This window comes from Pseudalkalibacillus decolorationis (genome assembly GCF_024609785.1).
In the GTDB taxonomy this organism is placed as follows: Bacteria; Bacillota; Bacilli; order Bacillales; family Fictibacillaceae; genus Pseudalkalibacillus; species Pseudalkalibacillus decolorationis.
The window spans coordinates 1-16,398 of the sequence record NZ_JANHJQ010000041.1; the positions used below are offsets into that span (position 1 = coordinate 1).

The window sequence follows — 16,398 nt, forward strand, 5'->3', positions numbered from 1 at the left end:
AAATCATTTGATTGGGATAAGTTCAATCTATTTCTTAGAAAATATCCATTGTCGAAGCTACGAGTAAAAGTGAACATATACGATCTTAGAAGCGAATTAAGCTATATTCTGTAAATGATGATGGAGAAGAGCCGTGTGCGGGAGTACCGCTCGCACGGTTCTGTGAGGGGGGCGGAGCACAATCCATAATGGAAAGGCTCCCTCCTACTCGACAAAATACTTTCAATAGTATAAGCGCACTAAGGCGATCGCCTGCGCTAAAGCTTGGCGCTAGCCAAGTTTTCTTTAACTATTTTTTGCGAGCTCCATAAAGCGAAGTAAATCTCCATATATGACACCATCTGATAGTTTAAGCTCTTGAAGTCCTTTTTCCTTAATTTCGGTACAAGATTCACTGGATAGTTGCTTACCAGATTTTCGGTCATAACAGGTTTCGTCTGTATAAATAAGCTCATTCGAAACAACACTACGATCCCGAAATACAGCTAACTCCTTATGTTCTTTTGAGAAAAGATCTGTCCCAAAGTGAACACCTTCCGTTTTGATACCTAACAGGTGCAATATTGTAGGTTTTAAGTCAATTTGGGCGGAAACCTTTGAAATCGTTTTTCCTTCTTGGCCTGGGATATGGATAATTAATGGTACTCGCTGAAGCTTTACGTTTTCATAAGGTGTGATTTCTTTTCCTAGCACTTGTTCCAAAGCTTCATCGTGGTTTTCTGATATACCATAGTGGTCTCCATAAAGGATAATGATTGAATCCTTGTAAATCCCTTCATCCTTTAAGTTTTGGATGAACTGCTCAATTGCATGATCTGTATACCGAACTGTTACCGGGTATTGGTTGACAATCGGGTCGTCTGTATTATAAGTGGGAATCATCTGATCTTCTTCGTCGAACTTGTACGGATGATGGTTGGTTAACGTAATAAACCTCGCATAGAACGGTTGCGGAAGAGCCTTAATATATTTCATGGATTGTTCGAAAAAGGGAACATCCTTCAGACCGTAATTAATGCGGTTCTCCTCGTTGATGGTGTAATACTGCTCCGCAAAAAAGTTATCATACCCTACTGTTTTATACATGATATCCCGGTTCCAGAAGCTTTTGTTGTTGCCGTGGAAGACAGCACTGTAATATCCATGCTCTTTAATGATCTCAGGTGTTCCGTAATATTCATTGAGCGGATGTGTTTGGAAAACAGCTCCTCTAGGCAACGGATAAAGAGACTGATCGATTAAGAATTCAGAATCAGAAGTTTTCCCCTGGCCGGTTTGATGATAGAAGTTATTAAAGTAATAGCTTTCTTTTATAAAATCATTAAGGAAAGGTGTAATCTCTTCACCATTTACCTCTCTGCCAATAACAAATTGCTGGGTCGATTCCATTGAGATGACAATGAGATTCTTTCCCTTTGCAAGGCCAAAAAAGTCAGGGTTAGGAGCAGCCGATTTTTTCTCAGTGTATTTTTTTACCTCAATGACATCGACATTGTCAGCCAGTGCTTTTTGTGCCGACGTTTTTGATTGTAAGAGTAGATCGTAAACATGGTAGTTATACGTACCAAGATTTTTCACAAGCAATTCTCTGTCAAACGTACGTGTCAACAACTGAGGACGTTCGATTTCTGCTAGTCCGATATTCACAATGAGCAGGAGGAGAGCGGTTAAAAGTACCTTCGAAATGTTCTTCTTCTTTACGGCCACGGGTTGGAATGATTGACGCTTAAATACAAAGTAAAGCAGAACCAAGTCTAGAAAGAAGAATATATCGTACCAATACAACTGGGCTAGTAAGCTATTCCCTATATCTCCTACATTATTAGTTTGAAACAAAACAGGCACAGTAATAAAATCATTAAAGAACCGGTAATAAAGCGTGTTTACGTATAAAAGAAGTGAGAGTAAGAACGCAATGATTAATGTTACTCGGTTTCGAATACGTTTTGAAAATAGAAAGACCAGTGATAATGAAAATAGCACGGAACTCATTGGATTAATGAATAAAATAAGTTCTTGCTTCCAGTCTGTAGTCGGTAAGTTAAACGATAGTTTATAAATAATATAGGTCTTAATCCATAATATAAAAGCAGTTACAATAATCGTATTATATTTTTGAGTTGCTTTTAGCATAAAGCTACCTCCCATTATAAAAGTGCAAGCGCCCTGGGTCGGCCGATTACATCCATGCCGCAAACTTTTATACTTTCTTTACTCACGAGAAAAATAATGGATTTCCTTTATAGTGCGTGTTTAAAAAGGAGGACAAAAAGAGCCGAGAAGTTCGAGGCGCGAAAATCTTGAGGACCAGAACGTATGCTATTAATACGTGAGGACCGGAAAGGTCGAGCACAAGAATATTCTACGGAAGCAGTGCCTCGCACGCCGGAAAAGTGTACTCCTTTTCCAAGGAACGAAGAAATTCGACAGCTATTTTTACCGGACTTTTTAAACAACCTCTTATACTTAAAGACGATTTTAAGTAAAAAAGGTTCCAGACTTGTCTTGAGATAATTTTTGCACAAGGGTTCATTATCCCCGTATTTGATACAAGTGCAACCATTTTACAAAAAACTTTTCGTTAAATTTGTACAGGTGGGTTTCCTTTTTTAAAAAATATGGCTATAATAAGTAAAAAATTACACATCGGTTTGATGAAGAGGAGAGTAAATGCATCGGTTACTATCTAGCGAGCTGGAGTTGGTGGAAGTCTAGCAAACCATTGCATTGAAGCGCACCTCAGAGAAGCTTTTTTGAAATAGAAGTAGGGAAAGCCGTTACCTGCGTTAAGGGATCAAGAAGGGTTGTTTTCTATGCATACGTATAAATACGTAGTATGGAGATGTGTTCGTTCGGTAATGGACAGCCCGAAGCAGAGTGGTACCACGGGGAAAACTCGTCTCTTATTAGTGAGAGACGAGTTTTTATTTTGTAACAGAATATATAAAATTTTTCTAGGAGTTGAATTTAAAATGACAATACAACACATAGCAGCTAAAGAAATTTCAAACATTGTTAAAGATATAACGGTGGGGGAGATCATGGATAAACTCGAGATTCCTCCAGATACATCGTTTGGTGACCTCGCTTTTCCTTGTTATATTCTTGCTAAACAGCTTAGACAATCTCCTGCTCTTATCGCACAATCGCTTGAAGAGAAGTTGTCCAAATCAGATGTGTTTGAACAAGTGAAGGCAGTTGGGCCATACCTTAATCTTTTCTTGAAGCAGGCTCCAATCGCAAAGAATGTACTGACAGAAATTTTTACAATGGGAGCGGATTATGGATCAAGCAAAAAAGGGAGTGGAGAGTCGGTTACGATCGACCTTTCTTCACCAAACATAGCCAAACCGTTTTCTATGGGCCATTTAAGATCGACGGTAATCGGAAATTCAATTGCCAATATAGCAGAGAAGCTCGGATACAAGGCTATTCGAATTAACCATCTTGGCGATTGGGGAACACAGTTTGGCAAGCTTATGACGGCTTATGAAAAATGGGGGGATGAAAAGCGCGTAAAGGAAAATCCAATCAAAGAGTTGAATATTCTTTATGTTCGCTTCCATGAAGAAGCTAAAGTAGATGACTCTTTAAATGACGAAGCAAGAAGCTGGTTTAAGAAATTAGAAGAGGGGCACTCAGGTGCAACAGCCTTATGGAAATGGTTTAGAGATGAATCCCTTAAGGAATTTCAAAAAATCTATGACCTGCTTAATGTTTCCTTCGATTCAATGCAAGGTGAGGCGTTTTACAATGATAAAATGCTTCCTATTGTGGAAGAGCTCACTGAAAAGGGGTTGCTCCTAGAATCAGAAGGTGCAATGGTTGTGGACCTGCATGAAGCTGAGCTGCCACCTGCACTTATTAAAAAGAAAGATGGAGCGAGCCTTTATGTAACACGGGATCTCGCCGCTGCTAAATTTAGACAAAACACGTATGATTTTACACAGTCTTTATACGTTGTCGGTCACGAACAGTCCCTTCATTTTGAACAGGTTAAAAAGGTTCTTCATAAGATGGGGTATGAATGGGCGAACGATATGCATCACATTCCATTTGGCTTCATCCTTCAAGACGGCAAGAAAATGTCAACCAGAAAAGGAAAGACGATTCTGCTTGAAGAAGTACTTAAACAGATGATCAGTCAGGCTGAGCACAACATTAAAGAAAAGAACCCTACCCTCGCAAATAAAGACAAAGTTGCGGAACTGGTAGGAGTTGGTGCGGTTATCTTTAATGACTTGAAGCAATCCAGACTGAACAGCGTAGAATTCAACATTGAAAATATGCTTCGATTCGAAGGTGAGACAGGGCCATATGTTCAGTACACCTATGCACGAGCAAGCACATTATTAATGAAAGGCGGCTGGCAAAAGAGCGATGACTGTGAACTACATGACATTTTGAAGGAACCGTATGTATGGGAACTGATTATAACATTGGAAAAGTTCCCCGCAGTAGTAGAACGGGCGTTCAGGGATTATGAGCCATCAATTGTTTCGCGATATGTTATTGAACTAGCTCGTTACTTCAACCAGTACTACGGGAAAATTCGTGTTTTATCAGGAACAGATGCAGAGCAGCAGCTACGACTAACGCTTGTAAAAGTGGTAACGATTGTTTTGAAAGATGGATTAAGGTTATTAGGCATTCAGGCACCTGAACAAATGTAGGGAAGAGGGCATGTGATGCAAAAGAAAATACAAGCAGGACTGATTCATCATATCGAATTATACGTTTCGGATTTACAACGGACGATCAAATTTTGGGAGTGGCTCCTTAGTGAGCTGGGATACACAGAATATCAGAAATGGGAGAAAGGACGAAGCTATAAGTTAAGGGAATCGTACATTGTTTTTGTCCAGGCAGAAACGAAGTATCTTGATATTCCATATCATCGATGCAGGGTTGGGCTTAATCACCTCGCGTTTTATGCAGAATCCAAGAATCAAGTCGATTGGATTACCACCGAGTTAGAAAAGAAAGGGGGAACGATTTTATATGGAAATCGTCATCCTCATGCTGGTGGAATAAATCATTACGCTGTATATTTCGAAGACCCCGACAGGATTAAGGTTGAAATTGTTGCTCCTAGGTGAGTGAGATTAAGCTGAGGTAGGCATTTTAAGATAAGAAGTTTTTTACGGCTCGTAAAACTCTCCAATTGAACATTTTCGGTCGCTTTGTAAGGTGAAAACCTTAACGACGACTTAAAATGATTAGGAAAAGCGGATTACGATCCGCTTTTCACATTTAGAGGAGAGTTGGGAGGCGAATTCGAAAAATCGGATCCTAACTCAGAAGGCTGACCTAGCATCTGCATTTTCGATGTTAACGGCCAGTCCTTTTTTATACGTTAACGCTTTTCTTAATAAAATCATAAGGTCTTCTTCAATTCGATGGACTCCCTGCTCATTTTCTGATCAGTTTTCACGTTTGTTGCTAAACTTACTGCAATAAATGCAAGAGTTGAAAGTGGCAGAGAGTAAAACAACGGATCAATATGGGTTACTGGGTATTCGAGCAATGTATCCGTCCCAAAAAGAGCATTTGATAATCCGATTCCGGCCGCTTCTTTTTGGTGAAAAAATAAAAAGCCTATTATACTAACTGTAAACCCAACAATAATGCTGGCGACAGCACCGCTTTTTGATGCTCGTTTCCAGTACAAGCCGCCAACTAACACAGGTAGGAATCCGGCAGCACAAATCCCGAACCAAAAGGATGTAGCCTGGGCAATCACTCCTCCTGGTAACAGATATGCTAAAATGACTGCGGCAATCATCCCGATGATTACCCCTAAGCGAGACAAGCTGATTTTGTTATCAAATGCCGATTTAATTCCAAAGTTCTTCAAAATGTCCTCACTAAAGGAAGTGGATTGGACATGAATTAAAGAACTGACCGTTGAAATTACGGCTGATAACGCGGTTAAAGTAAATAAATAGACAACCCAATCTGGCATCATTTCATTGATAAGTATCGGTATAATGAGATCTATGTTCCCGCCGGCCGCTGTCAAAGCAATCTCACCTGACGTATTGTAGAAATAAAGATTACTAAGTGGCCCGATCATGAAGACTGCCCCTGTCATAAAGAAGATGAAAATTCCACCCACTAGTACACTGCGATATAATGCACGGTTGTCTTTTACTGTCATGCACCGCATAGCCAGCTGCGGTTGGGCTAACACGCCAATGCCCACACCCATAATTAGTGTGCTGACCAAGGTCCACCACATTGGAGATCCTAAGGCTGGCATAGATGTCCAACCACGGTGACCCTGCTCAACGAGAGCATCAGGTACAAGTCCTTTTAGTGCTGTTAAACCATTATGTCCTTCCATTACACCCCCCACAGCATAATAAGTCCCGACTAAAAAGACGATCATCATTACCAGCATGACCACCGCTGCAAATGCATCCGTATACATAACCGCTTTGAGCCCACCACTGATTACGTAAATTGCAACAATCAACGCTAATAACAATAATGCGATGTTAAAATTAACCGACAATGTTTCTTGTAGAAAACGCCCGCCTCCAATTAAGACAATACTCGTATAAGCCGGCATAAATAAAAAGATCATGATTCCTGAAAATACAGTGATGAACTTTGAATTATATCGTTCTCCCAAAAGGGATGGAAACGTGGACACATTCAAATCAGCTGAAAGTTTTCTGATACGGGTACCAAATAATGCAAATGCTACAAAAATCCCTAAAGCAATATTCAAGAAGGCTAACCATAACAGACCAAATCCATAAACAGCGGAAACTCCACCAAAACCAACAAGAGCAGAAGTACTAATAAAAGTCGCCCCATAAGACAGCGCCATAACCACAGGATTAATGTTACGACCAGCTACTAAGTAATCTGCTTCAGTATTTGTTTTTCGATAACCGTAATAGGCAAGGCCCGACATAATAGCCATGTAAACGATAACCAATGGAATCATAATAGCTAGATTCATTTAGAGTCGTCTCCTCCCCTATTCCAAGTCATCATTCCAAAGATCACACAACCCACTGCTGATAAAACTGTCCCGATCCAGGCTAAAGTAATAATAGGATCATCCATTCCCAACATGTTATTTCCCCCTTGGTTTTTCAAAAACACCTTTGTAATTTAATACTCGGAATACTTTTAATACCGTCGCCCAACTTATGTAGTCTTTCTGAAAGGGCTTACAAAATCTTTAAAAATAAAACCTCCCCCCTATGACAATAAAATCAATAACGTATTTTTATCGTCATTATCCCTTTTTGTTATATTATTTATGAGGTTACCGCGTAATAAAGAAAATGTCAATATTTTTTGAATATTAAGATTCATGAAACTTAACTGCTATATACAATGAAATCATCAGAAAAGATCAAGAAATAAATAATCTATTTCGGAGGAAAGTCCTTTTGGAAAGTCAATATAGAGGATAATAAATTCATTTAATCCCATACCAATATCATTTTATTGTTATGGGATTTTTTAATGCAATACTAAAAAATAATATAGGATAAATTGAATCCAGAATTAAAAAGCAATAATTAAGAAGAAAATTCATCTATTTAGTGTTAATTTAAAGAAAAAGAAGGTGAAATTATGAAAAATAAAACTATTGGGTTATTTGAAGGAATAGCCTTATACATCGCTGCTATTTTAGGATCGGGTGTTCTTTTTTTATCTGGTGTAACTGCTTCAATAGCGGGTCCTGCTTCGATAATATCATGGGTAATAGTCATTGGAATTAGTTTTCCTTTAGCTTACTCATTCGCTTGTTTAGCTCGTAAATATCCAGATTCTGGTGGGGCAGCAACGTTCGTGAGAAAGTCCTTTGGTAACCATTTAGGTAATATCGTTGGTTGGTTTTATTTTGTTACAGCAGCAGTGGGCCAAACTATAGTCTCCCTTACTGGTGCGTATTATCTGTGTGGGTCCATTAATATATTACAAGGCCAAACTGTACCGGTGGCTATTTTCATTTTAATTATAGCGGGATTTTCAAATTACTTTGGAGTTCAAATGAGTGGTAAGTTGGCCTTACTTTTAAGTTCTTGTTTGCTTTTGCTATTACTTTTGACAGTGACTTTTACATTTTCAAGTATACAGTGGGAAAATTTCACACCTTTTTTCTCACACGGTTGGAGTTCAATAGGTACGGCGTCTACTATGATTTTCTGGTCCTTTTTTGGCTGGGAGGCCATATGTAGTTTAGCTAATAATTTTAAAAGACCGGAAAGAGATATTGTTAAAAGCACATTAATTAGTGCAATTATCATTGGGGTTTTATTTCTAGCTTTGAGCTTTGTCACTATTGGAACCGCTACTTTCGGTAGTGAAGAAAGTAATTTATCCCCTATCGGTGTAATGATGAATGATACAATTGGATTAGGAGCAAAAGTCTTAACAGGAATACTGGCATTTATAATATGTACTGGTACTGCTAATGCTTTTGTGGCCAGCTTGACTCAGCTTGGTTATTCATTGAGTAGAGATGGTGCCTTTCCGAAATATTTTTCAGTTTTGCATCATTCTACAGAAATGCCAAGGAGAATGGTCGTATTTGTTATATTATTTGCCGTTATGGGTGTTTTAATAACTTCGGTACTCTCTCTAACCTTTAATGATATCTTATTTATTCCTACATCATTAGGTATTCTAGTTTATATATTGTCAATGGCTGCAGGTGTGAAATTATTCAATAGATACGTATTATCTTGGTGGTGTTCCTTAATTTCATTAGTACTATGTATTCTTATGCTTCCATTTTTTAAACTTTATATAACCGTTCCTTTAATTGTAACCATTCTTTATATAATATATATGAGCATCGGTAAGAAAATAAATAAATATGAAAGGTCACTTTCACATGAAGTTAAAAACTGAATTATCACATGATGATATGTGGAAAGCAATAATTACATGTGACTCAACTTATGATGGTAAATTTTTTTACGGAGTAAGTACTACCGGTATTTTTTGCAGACCATCTTGCAAGTCAAAAAACCCTAAATATGATAATGTTTCATTCTTTTATAATTCAAATGAAGCAATACATGAAGGATATCGTCCTTGCAAAAGATGTCAATCTGATTTGAATCAAGAAACTTACCATCCAGCTGAAGAAATAGTTAAAAACACGAAACTATTTTTGGAGCAAAATTACAAACGAAATTTTAAACTCGATGAGTTATCTTTAATAATGGGAGTAAGTGGTTTTTATTTAAATCGGATTTTCAAAGATCAAACGGGGTTAACGCCTCGCATTTTTTTAGAAACATTGAAAATTAAATGTGCAAAGGAATTATTATTAAAAACTTCTTTAAGTGTCACTGAAATTTGTTATCAAGTTGGTTTTAAAAGCCTTTCAAACTTTTATATTGTGTTTAAAAAAAACATTGGGGTTACCCCGAACAAGTTTCGAAAGGGTTTTGATGATTGATGTGCATCTTTGTTAATAGATCTAAAAAACTTAAATACAAAAGGGGATGAATTTTAAGGTCATCCCCTTTATATATTCTCTCACTATTACTGAATTGGCATCCAAGACACGGTCCAAACACCGTCTTTATTTTTAATTAATCGAAAGGATGTAATGTCATTATCTTTTCCCCAGTTTATAAGTGCGTAGTCTAACCATTTGGGGTCAGGCTCATGATAAATCGTTTGTTTGAAACTTTCAATCTTGCTAAAACGTGTAATTTTACGCTCAATGGTATTTACAATAGCAGAATCCTTGGAAGTGTCATCCAAATATGCTTGCTTGGAAGGAGTTCCATAACGTACGTCCTGTATGAACAAATCATGCTGGGTTCCATATTCTCCTTGTTGTGAAGCGTGATAGTATAATTGCATTACTTCGAATGGATTTAGATCAGCTAGCGCACCCTGATCATGGCTTTCGCTAAAGGTTTCATAAACATTCAAAAGTTTGTCGTTTAATGGAAGCATAGGGCCTTCAAATGTTTTTTTATCAATAACATTCGCAGATTGGTCTAGTGCAAATGTTTCATTTTTGGCTTGTGAATTCGATTCAGCTTTTGGACCAATCGACTTGTCAGTATCTGTATGCTTTTCAAGAAGGGTAGCTTTGTTAGACGAGTCATCCTTCAACGCCGTATTTTGATCTCCAGAAGAGTTACCCCCGCCACCGGCACTTTCCATGGAGGATGGTTTTCTAGATGATTCGCTCATTATAAACTGTGTAGCAAAGATAATAAGAATCAGACAAGCTGCCACACTCGCAATGGCTTTCCATTTGGCGCTGAAAGGACGATTAGATTGCTTTCGTCTTTTAGCGATTGTTTGGCGAATTTTCGTCCGTTGCTCCTCTGTGAATTTTGGTTCTTCAGAGATCATTCGATTCATTGTCTGTTTCAGTTCTTTAAGTTGTTCTTCCATCGTCGAGGCCCCTTTCCGATGTAATAATTTCCTTTAAGAGTTGCCTTCCGCGATGCAACCTTGTTTTTACAGTTGATTCGTTCAAGAGAAGCATTAAGCATATATCGTTCACAGCCAATTCCTCAAAGTAATAGAGAAGCATCACTTCACGATATTTGATCGGTAAGGTAAGGACTTGGCTTGCTAATTCTTTTTTTTCATCACGGGCGATAAGGTCTAGTTCAATGGTTGATTTTTCGCCTTTTATCCATTTTGAAATTTTGTCAGTAAATTGAAGGTTTCGATAAGACCAGCTTCTTAAATGATCATGACTCCGGTTGATTGTAATTCGATAGATCCATGTCTTCACTGAAGATTCACCTCGAAAACAATCCAGCTTTGTATAGCAGGTTACAAACACTTCCTGAACAATATCCTCAGCCTTACCCCAATCTTTAACATAGGTATAGGCAAGGCGTATTAGCTTTTCGCCGTATTGGTTCATCATATGCTCAATAACCTCATCTTTTGGGTAACGACCAATGATGTTATCGATTTGTACCTTCGAACCCTGTTTTGGTTGATAGCCTTCCAATCTACTGACCTCCTTATCGAACCGCATCTATATATTTGACGTACCAGCACCCAAATCCGTTTCATAATTAAAAAGGATGTATATAAGCGAACGAGATATTAGACGCCTATGTAGTTAATATTGGATCAATTTAGTGATTTTCCTTTATGATTGTATTTGAACGGTGTAAACTTTCCTTTAGATGAATGTATTTCTAAAGGACGAGGAGTGCAATTGAAATGTCAGCTACACAAACGCGAGAAAGATGTAAGTGGTGTGAAGAAGATCCGCTATTGATTCAGTATCATGATGAAGAGTGGGGGGAGCGGGTTACAGATGATGACCTTCTGTTCGAAGCATTGACATTAGAAATATTCCAAGCAGGGTTAAGCTGGAGAACGATTCTGCATAAGCGTGAAAATTTTCGTAATGCATTCGAAGGGTTAGAGATTGCCCGTGTTGCGGATTTTGGGCCTGATAAGGTGGAGGAGCTTTTGCAGGATAAAGGGATCGTCCGGCATCGTCGTAAAATTGAAGCAACAATTGAGAATGCCAAAACAGCTCAAAGTCTCATAAAGCGGGAGGGGAGTCTATCGCATTTTTTTACATCCTTACCGGAGGCGAAAATAGATAAACAAAAGATAATCAAGAAGACATTCCGTCACGTTGGGTTGACGACTGCGGAAAGCTTTTTACAAGCAGCAGGGTTTATTGGAATTGACCATGACCATACATGTTATTTATATAAAAGATAATTAATAGGTAAATGTAATTAAAAAGAACAATAAAAAAGGAAGGCGCGATGCCTTCCTTTTTTATGCTATTTAGGTACTAGGACTCGCAGGAGGATTCTCATCGTAAGCAACCAATTTAGGACTCGCAGGAGGATTCTCATCGTAAGCGATCAATTTAGGGCCCGCAGGAGGATTCTCATCGTAAGCAACCAATTTAGGACTCGCAGGAGGATTCTCATCGTAAGCGATCAATTTAGGGCCCGCAGGAGGATTCTCATCGTAAGCGATCAATTTAGGACTCGCAGGAGGATTCTCATCATAAGCGCCTAATTTAGGACTCGCAGGAGGATTCTCATCATAGGCATTATAATTAGAATTTCCAATAAGAAGTATACCACCAAAAAGTATTATGCCAATTGAAACTGACCAAAGTATAGAAGATAAATTTTTTTTCAAACCACACACACCCTTTTAAACAAATTTTTTATTAGTCTCTAATGCCAATTTTAAATATTCACTTGAATTTTTATATTGTGAATTATCATAATAGTAGTCAGCCAATAGAGCTGAGTATTCACTTACAAGTTCTGAAATATTCTTTTCTTGGAAGTAAGGAATTGCAATCTTTTTTAGGTAAATTTCAAATTCTTTATTATAGAATTTCTTAATTCTATATTTAAGTATCTTTGCGTGTATAGAATATTCTTCATTTTTGTCATGTTTTAATTGTTCTAAGACTTTTTGCAACCACTCGGATGATAACTCGAACTTACCTAAGTTTACATATTCCTTAGCGATTAAATAATAGGTTATATATATATTTGTTACATCATTCTTTTCTTTTATTTTAACGCTTTTTAAGTAATATTGAATTGCTGATTCGGGCTGTCCTTTATTGGAATATACAAAACCTATATTGTGGTAGATCATCCCTAAACTTCTATTATCATTAAAAGATTCTGCAAACTTTAAAGCCTGGTTAAAATGATATTCTGATTGAGAATAATTTTTTATACGCCGATTTGAGATACCTAATAATATTTGGCAGTCAGAACTTCTGCTAAAGTGATATTCCTTATCAAAAATTTCGAGTGCTTTGTATCCGTAGGTCATAACGGAAGTACTATGGAATAAATAGCTATGGGATAAAGCAATACTATAATAAAATACGCCCACTTCCACCTGATTTAGAGGTGTTTGTTGTAAGTGACTTTCAGCCTTTTCATAGCCGTATAAAGCCTCAGAATAATTCTTTAAGTAATATTGATAAAGCCCTTTTATGAAGTAAATATAGAAATGAATAGAAGAATCATATTGTGTTTCATGTAATTTTCCGATTTTTTCCATAATAATATTAGCTGATTTAATATCACTATTTAATAAGTGATATCTAACCAAAAATAAATCATATCGAGTAAGTAAAGAAGGGTCTTCAACAAAAGGAAGGTACTCTTTTATTTTCTTGTGGGCTAACTCAGCTTCATCATATTTTCTTACAACCATCAGGTAGTTCCACTCATTCAACATACCCAATAAATTGACATCAAGTTGTTTTTCTTCAGGGGATATCCCGAGACGTTCACAGAGCAATTCGATTACGTCATCACTTGATTTGGCGTCGCCGTTTTCGATTTTACTTAGGTAGGAGACTGAGCATATGCCCTTCGCAAGTTCTTCCTGGGTGAGACCTTTTGTCTTTCTATAATATCTTATTCGCTGTCCAATCATAATATCCCCCCTTTACAACTTGGGAAAATTGACCCGAGGAACCCTCAAATAATGTCTATCAAAACTACTAGTTTTCCCAATACAGGACCATACGTTCCTTTGGTAAACTAAATATAACACAAAAACGAACAGTAAGTTAGGCTTTTTAGCTAGTTTTCCACTTATTATTAGAAAATTTTCATAATAATTGTAGTAAGAACGTGCTTATTTTTGATATGACATGAAAGGGAGGACAGCATAATGGGAAAAACGAATAATTTACTTGGTGAAAGGTGTAATGCAAACGACCTACTTTATACTTCTGAGGAACTAGAGCAGTCCAACCGTCCAATAAATAGAATTCAAAAAAGAGGTAGTATGACCTATTCAGATCGGAAGGGGCTTCGAACCGATGACCTGCAAAACAAATGGTACTATCATCAAATCAATGGAATGAAAAAGTTCGACCTTGTCGGGATGAATCCCCATTCTGGTAACGTTATGAAGAAGGGTGTTTATGGGACTCCGAACATTTATGAGTTTCCTGATTATATTATCGTTGCCTGTGAAGGTGATGGTGAAACAGGGACTGTTTATCAGTTCTCAAAGCGAACATTGGAACTTGTTCAAGAATGGGAGCTTGATGGATTCATCTGGGATGTTGAAATGGTGGGACAAACTGTATGTGTTTCAGCCTATGTTGTGGATATTGATACAGCTCGTCTTTACAATTTAAAGGGTCGCTCAATTGATTTTGTTGAACTTGGGACACTTTTTGCACCTGCAGATCTATTAGCTTTCCAAGGCCATCTATTCGTATCTGTTTATCCATTAGCAGAGACAAGCCCTAGGAAAATATTACGATTAGATGAGGAATTTGTGATTGATCAAGAATATGAGTTGTCAATTTGTCCAAGGTTTCTTTTTGAAAATGGAGACGAAATTTTGATTCAAGAGCTTGATGTGAAGACAGGACGATCAGATCGGTATGCGTCCCTTAATATTCAAACTGGGGAAGAGATCGTTTCTAAAAAGGCACCATTGTTAATTTAGGAGAGATTCATAAAAAAAATGATTGTAGTCCTATAAATTATGCCACGAGGGTTGTCTCCACTGAGGGACAGCCTTTTTGATAGGTTTAGAAAGTATAAAATGTTGTTGCATAGATGTATTGGTAAGGGGTTTATAGAGAAGTTGTATAGGAGAAGGGGGGGTTAAATGAAGTGGGAAGGCTCTGCGGCGATATGTATACAGGATAATCGCCTGTTGATGGTGTATCAGGGTCGCGATGATGAACAGAAGCTTTGGACGGTTCCTTCGGGTGGTAAAGAGGAAAATGAATCAGTTGGGATGTGTTGCTTAAGGGAATTGGAAGAAGAGACTGGGTATCGAGGTGAAATAATTGAACCGCTGTTTGTAAAAAAAGGACATAGTTTTGGTTATGAGGTCACCGTTCATTACTTTCTTGTCCGCATTATTGGAGGGAAAGCTATCATTCAGGACCCTGATCATTTCCCGAAGATCTCCCGTGGCTTCACCGTTTATTTATAAGTGAATAAGAGAGTTGAATAAACCGGTAAAACCTGTTTTGCATACGTATCCCAAATCGAGAAAACTGGTAATTAATACCTATACCTGACAATCGATACCGTAATACGAAGACTATATAAACTGTTTAAAATGTCAGTGTGTCCAGCCAATCAAGCTATGAATACATACAAATATTACTAGGGGTACGACAAATGAACCGAAGGATACCATTATTATTTACTTTTACTCTCATATTCGTGTTGTGGATTGTTCCAACGAATACGTTTGCTAATACCGATATAACGATGAATTTAAATAGCAAAACATCCATTTTAATAGATGCTTCAACGGGTGAAGTCCTTTATGATGACCAATCGGGGAAACGAATGTATCCGGCGAGTATTACGAAAATTTTAACAGGGATATTGGCACTTGAGTCCGGAAAGCTGAATGAAGATGTGACGATAAGTGAAAAAGCTTCAGAGGCAGAGGGAACGAGTGTGTATCTTTTAAAAGGTGAAGAAATGAAACTGCATCAACTTGTAAAAGGAATGCTAATTAATTCCGGAAATGATGCTGGGGTCGCTGTTGCTGAACATCTGTCTGGAAGTGTGGACCGCTTCGCCAAAAAAATGAACACATTTGTTGAAAAAAAGCTCAGTTTAAAGGACTCTCATTTCACAAATCCACATGGTCTGTTTGATGAGAATCATTATACGACAGCTTACGATATGGCCTATATTACAAAGTATGCGTTGCAAAATCCGAAGTTTAGAAAAATCGTCAGCACCAAGGAAATGCCGTGGGTAGGTGATGGCTGGAAAACGACTTTATATAATCATAATCGGCTCTTATGGCGTTACGATGGGGCCATTGGAGTTAAGAATGGATATGTTGATCAATCTCAGCACACTCTAGTGACAGCAGCGAAACGAAATGGTACAACATTGATTGCAGTTACGATGAAAGCTAATACAACTGAGCAATCCTATGAAGATACAATTGCCTTGCTTGACTATGGATTTGCTCATTTTGAAACAGGTACAATAAAAAAAGGTACGATTTTACTCAGTGCTAATGGGAAAGAAATTCGTGTGAAGGAGGACAAGCTGTTCACTCATAACATTGGGGAAGGATTTGAAGCCACGGTCGATAAAGAGGGGCATTTAGTTGTTGAAAACAATCAAGGAGAGGAACTTGCATCGTTTCCAGTCGTACCGAAACTAGATCAATCGGTAAAAGCCAGTGATGATAGCGGTGGAAAAACGTCACAAGGAACAGTTGGTTTTCTATCCTTCGTTACCTCGATCCTGCCAATGGTAGTACTTGGTGTTCTTCTTCTTGCTGCATTCCTAATTATTTACAGAATCCGACGCAATCTGAGGAACAGAAGACTTGAGAGAATGAGAAGAAGACGTATCGTTGACGATCTCCAGCACGATGTTTTTAGAAGGTAATACCTATTTTTATAAAAGT

The 16,398-nt window shown here is 37.8% G+C and carries 15 protein-coding genes and 1 other annotated feature; of the genes, 8 read left to right on the forward strand and 7 right to left on the reverse strand.

The genetic code is table 11. The annotated features are described in order from the left end of the window. Positions 1–285 precede the first annotated feature (285 nt). Complete coding sequence (locus NON16_RS23280) at positions 286–2,133, reverse strand: LTA synthase family protein (protein ID WP_257351806.1); 1,848 nt, start codon at positions 2,131–2,133, stop codon at positions 286–288. Positions 2,134–2,645: 512 nt separating this feature from the next. After that, positions 2,646–2,907: a binding site (T-box leader), on the forward strand. Positions 2,908–2,972: 65 nt separating this feature from the next. Here NON16_RS23280 and argS point away from each other — a divergent pair. Next, on the forward strand, positions 2,973–4,673 hold the full coding sequence (argS, locus tag NON16_RS23285; RefSeq protein ID WP_257351807.1) for an arginine--tRNA ligase: 1,701 nt from the start codon (positions 2,973–2,975) through the stop codon (positions 4,671–4,673). Positions 4,674–4,700: 27 nt separating this feature from the next. Next, complete coding sequence (locus NON16_RS23290; RefSeq protein WP_257351846.1) at positions 4,701–5,099, forward strand: VOC family protein; 399 nt, start codon at positions 4,701–4,703, stop codon at positions 5,097–5,099. Between the two features lie 278 nt (positions 5,100–5,377). On the opposite strand, the gene NON16_RS23295 is transcribed toward NON16_RS23290, so the two are convergent. Both NON16_RS23295 and NON16_RS25780 read right to left on the reverse strand, forming a co-directional pair. Further along, positions 5,378–6,973 (reverse strand): sodium:solute symporter family protein, encoded by a 1,596-nt coding sequence (locus tag NON16_RS23295; RefSeq protein ID WP_257351808.1) that lies wholly within the window; start codon positions 6,971–6,973, stop codon positions 5,378–5,380. After that, positions 6,970–7,089 (reverse strand): symporter small accessory protein, encoded by a 120-nt coding sequence (locus NON16_RS25780; RefSeq protein WP_372508870.1) that lies wholly within the window; start codon positions 7,087–7,089, stop codon positions 6,970–6,972. Before NON16_RS25780 ends, NON16_RS23295 begins: the two co-directional genes overlap by 4 nt. 510 nt (positions 7,090–7,599) lie before the next feature. Between NON16_RS25780 and NON16_RS23300 the strand changes: the two genes are divergently transcribed. Together NON16_RS23300 and NON16_RS23305 are read left to right on the forward strand one after the other, a co-directional pair. Further along, the gene (locus tag NON16_RS23300; RefSeq protein ID WP_257351809.1) at positions 7,600–8,883 is read left to right on the forward strand and encodes an APC family permease; all 1,284 of its coding nucleotides are present in this window, start codon (positions 7,600–7,602) and stop codon (positions 8,881–8,883) included. Further along, entirely contained in the window at positions 8,867–9,439 is a 573-nt protein-coding gene (locus NON16_RS23305; protein WP_257351810.1) for a bifunctional transcriptional activator/DNA repair enzyme AdaA, read from the forward strand. Before NON16_RS23300 ends, NON16_RS23305 begins: the two co-directional genes overlap by 17 nt. Before the next feature lie 86 nt (positions 9,440–9,525). Here the strand turns inward: NON16_RS23305 and NON16_RS23310 are convergent, their stop codons facing one another. Next, positions 9,526–10,398, reverse strand: a complete 873-nt coding sequence (locus NON16_RS23310) for a helix-turn-helix domain-containing protein (protein WP_257351812.1) — start codon at positions 10,396–10,398, stop codon at positions 9,526–9,528. Further along, positions 10,382–10,972: a sigma-70 family RNA polymerase sigma factor gene (locus NON16_RS23315; RefSeq protein ID WP_257351813.1), complete on the reverse strand. Its 591-nt coding sequence runs from the start codon at positions 10,970–10,972 to the stop codon at positions 10,382–10,384. The genes NON16_RS23310 and NON16_RS23315 overlap by 17 nt, the downstream gene beginning before the upstream one ends. Positions 10,973–11,190: 218 nt before the next feature. Here NON16_RS23315 and NON16_RS23320 point away from each other — a divergent pair, with 218 nt between their 5' ends. Further along, entirely contained in the window at positions 11,191–11,706 is a 516-nt protein-coding gene (locus NON16_RS23320) for a DNA-3-methyladenine glycosylase I (protein ID WP_257351814.1), read from the forward strand. A gap of 69 nt (positions 11,707–11,775) precedes the next feature. Here the strand turns inward: NON16_RS23320 and NON16_RS23325 are convergent, their stop codons facing one another. Together NON16_RS23325 and NON16_RS23330 are read right to left on the reverse strand one after the other, a co-directional pair. Further along, positions 11,776–12,141, reverse strand: a complete 366-nt coding sequence (locus tag NON16_RS23325; RefSeq protein WP_257351815.1) for a hypothetical protein — start codon at positions 12,139–12,141, stop codon at positions 11,776–11,778. A gap of 15 nt (positions 12,142–12,156) precedes the next feature. After that, entirely contained in the window at positions 12,157–13,413 is a 1,257-nt protein-coding gene (locus tag NON16_RS23330; protein WP_257351817.1) for a tetratricopeptide repeat protein, read from the reverse strand. 240 nt (positions 13,414–13,653) lie between these two features. Between NON16_RS23330 and NON16_RS23335 the strand changes: the two genes are divergently transcribed. From NON16_RS23335 to NON16_RS23345, 3 genes are all read left to right on the forward strand, one after another. Beyond that, a complete protein-coding gene (locus NON16_RS23335; RefSeq protein ID WP_257351818.1) occupies positions 13,654–14,445 on the forward strand; it encodes a hypothetical protein in 792 nt (263 codons plus the stop codon). Between the two features lie 165 nt (positions 14,446–14,610). After that, positions 14,611–14,943, forward strand: a complete 333-nt coding sequence (locus NON16_RS23340; RefSeq protein WP_257351819.1) for an NUDIX hydrolase — start codon at positions 14,611–14,613, stop codon at positions 14,941–14,943. Between the two features lie 191 nt (positions 14,944–15,134). After that, positions 15,135–16,379 carry a D-alanyl-D-alanine carboxypeptidase family protein gene (locus tag NON16_RS23345; RefSeq protein ID WP_257351820.1) on the forward strand — a complete coding sequence of 415 codons (1,245 nt, stop codon included), beginning with the start codon at positions 15,135–15,137 and terminating at the stop codon, positions 16,377–16,379. Positions 16,380–16,398: the final 19 nt, after the last annotated feature.

Bases quoted from the DNA above. Each gene is read 5' to 3' on its own strand.
- NON16_RS23280 (WP_257351806.1), bottom strand. From the start codon at position 2,133: ATGCTAAAAGCAACTCAAAAATATAATACGATTATTGTAACTGCTTTT.
- argS (WP_257351807.1), top strand. From the start codon at position 2,973: ATGACAATACAACACATAGCAGCTAAAGAAATTTCAAACATTGTTAAA.
- NON16_RS23295 (WP_257351808.1), bottom strand. From the start codon at position 6,973: ATGAATCTAGCTATTATGATTCCATTGGTTATCGTTTACATGGCTATT.
- NON16_RS25780 (WP_372508870.1), bottom strand. From the start codon at position 7,089: ATGTTGGGAATGGATGATCCTATTATTACTTTAGCCTGGATCGGGACA.
- NON16_RS23300 (WP_257351809.1), top strand. From the start codon at position 7,600: ATGAAAAATAAAACTATTGGGTTATTTGAAGGAATAGCCTTATACATC.
- NON16_RS23305 (WP_257351810.1), top strand. From the start codon at position 8,867: ATGAAGTTAAAAACTGAATTATCACATGATGATATGTGGAAAGCAATA.
- NON16_RS23310 (WP_257351812.1), bottom strand. From the start codon at position 10,398: ATGGAAGAACAACTTAAAGAACTGAAACAGACAATGAATCGAATGATC.
- NON16_RS23320 (WP_257351814.1), top strand. From the start codon at position 11,191: ATGTCAGCTACACAAACGCGAGAAAGATGTAAGTGGTGTGAAGAAGAT.
- NON16_RS23330 (WP_257351817.1), bottom strand. From the start codon at position 13,413: ATGATTGGACAGCGAATAAGATATTATAGAAAGACAAAAGGTCTCACC.
- NON16_RS23335 (WP_257351818.1), top strand. From the start codon at position 13,654: ATGGGAAAAACGAATAATTTACTTGGTGAAAGGTGTAATGCAAACGAC.
- NON16_RS23340 (WP_257351819.1), top strand. From the start codon at position 14,611: ATGAAGTGGGAAGGCTCTGCGGCGATATGTATACAGGATAATCGCCTG.
- NON16_RS23345 (WP_257351820.1), top strand. From the start codon at position 15,135: ATGAACCGAAGGATACCATTATTATTTACTTTTACTCTCATATTCGTG.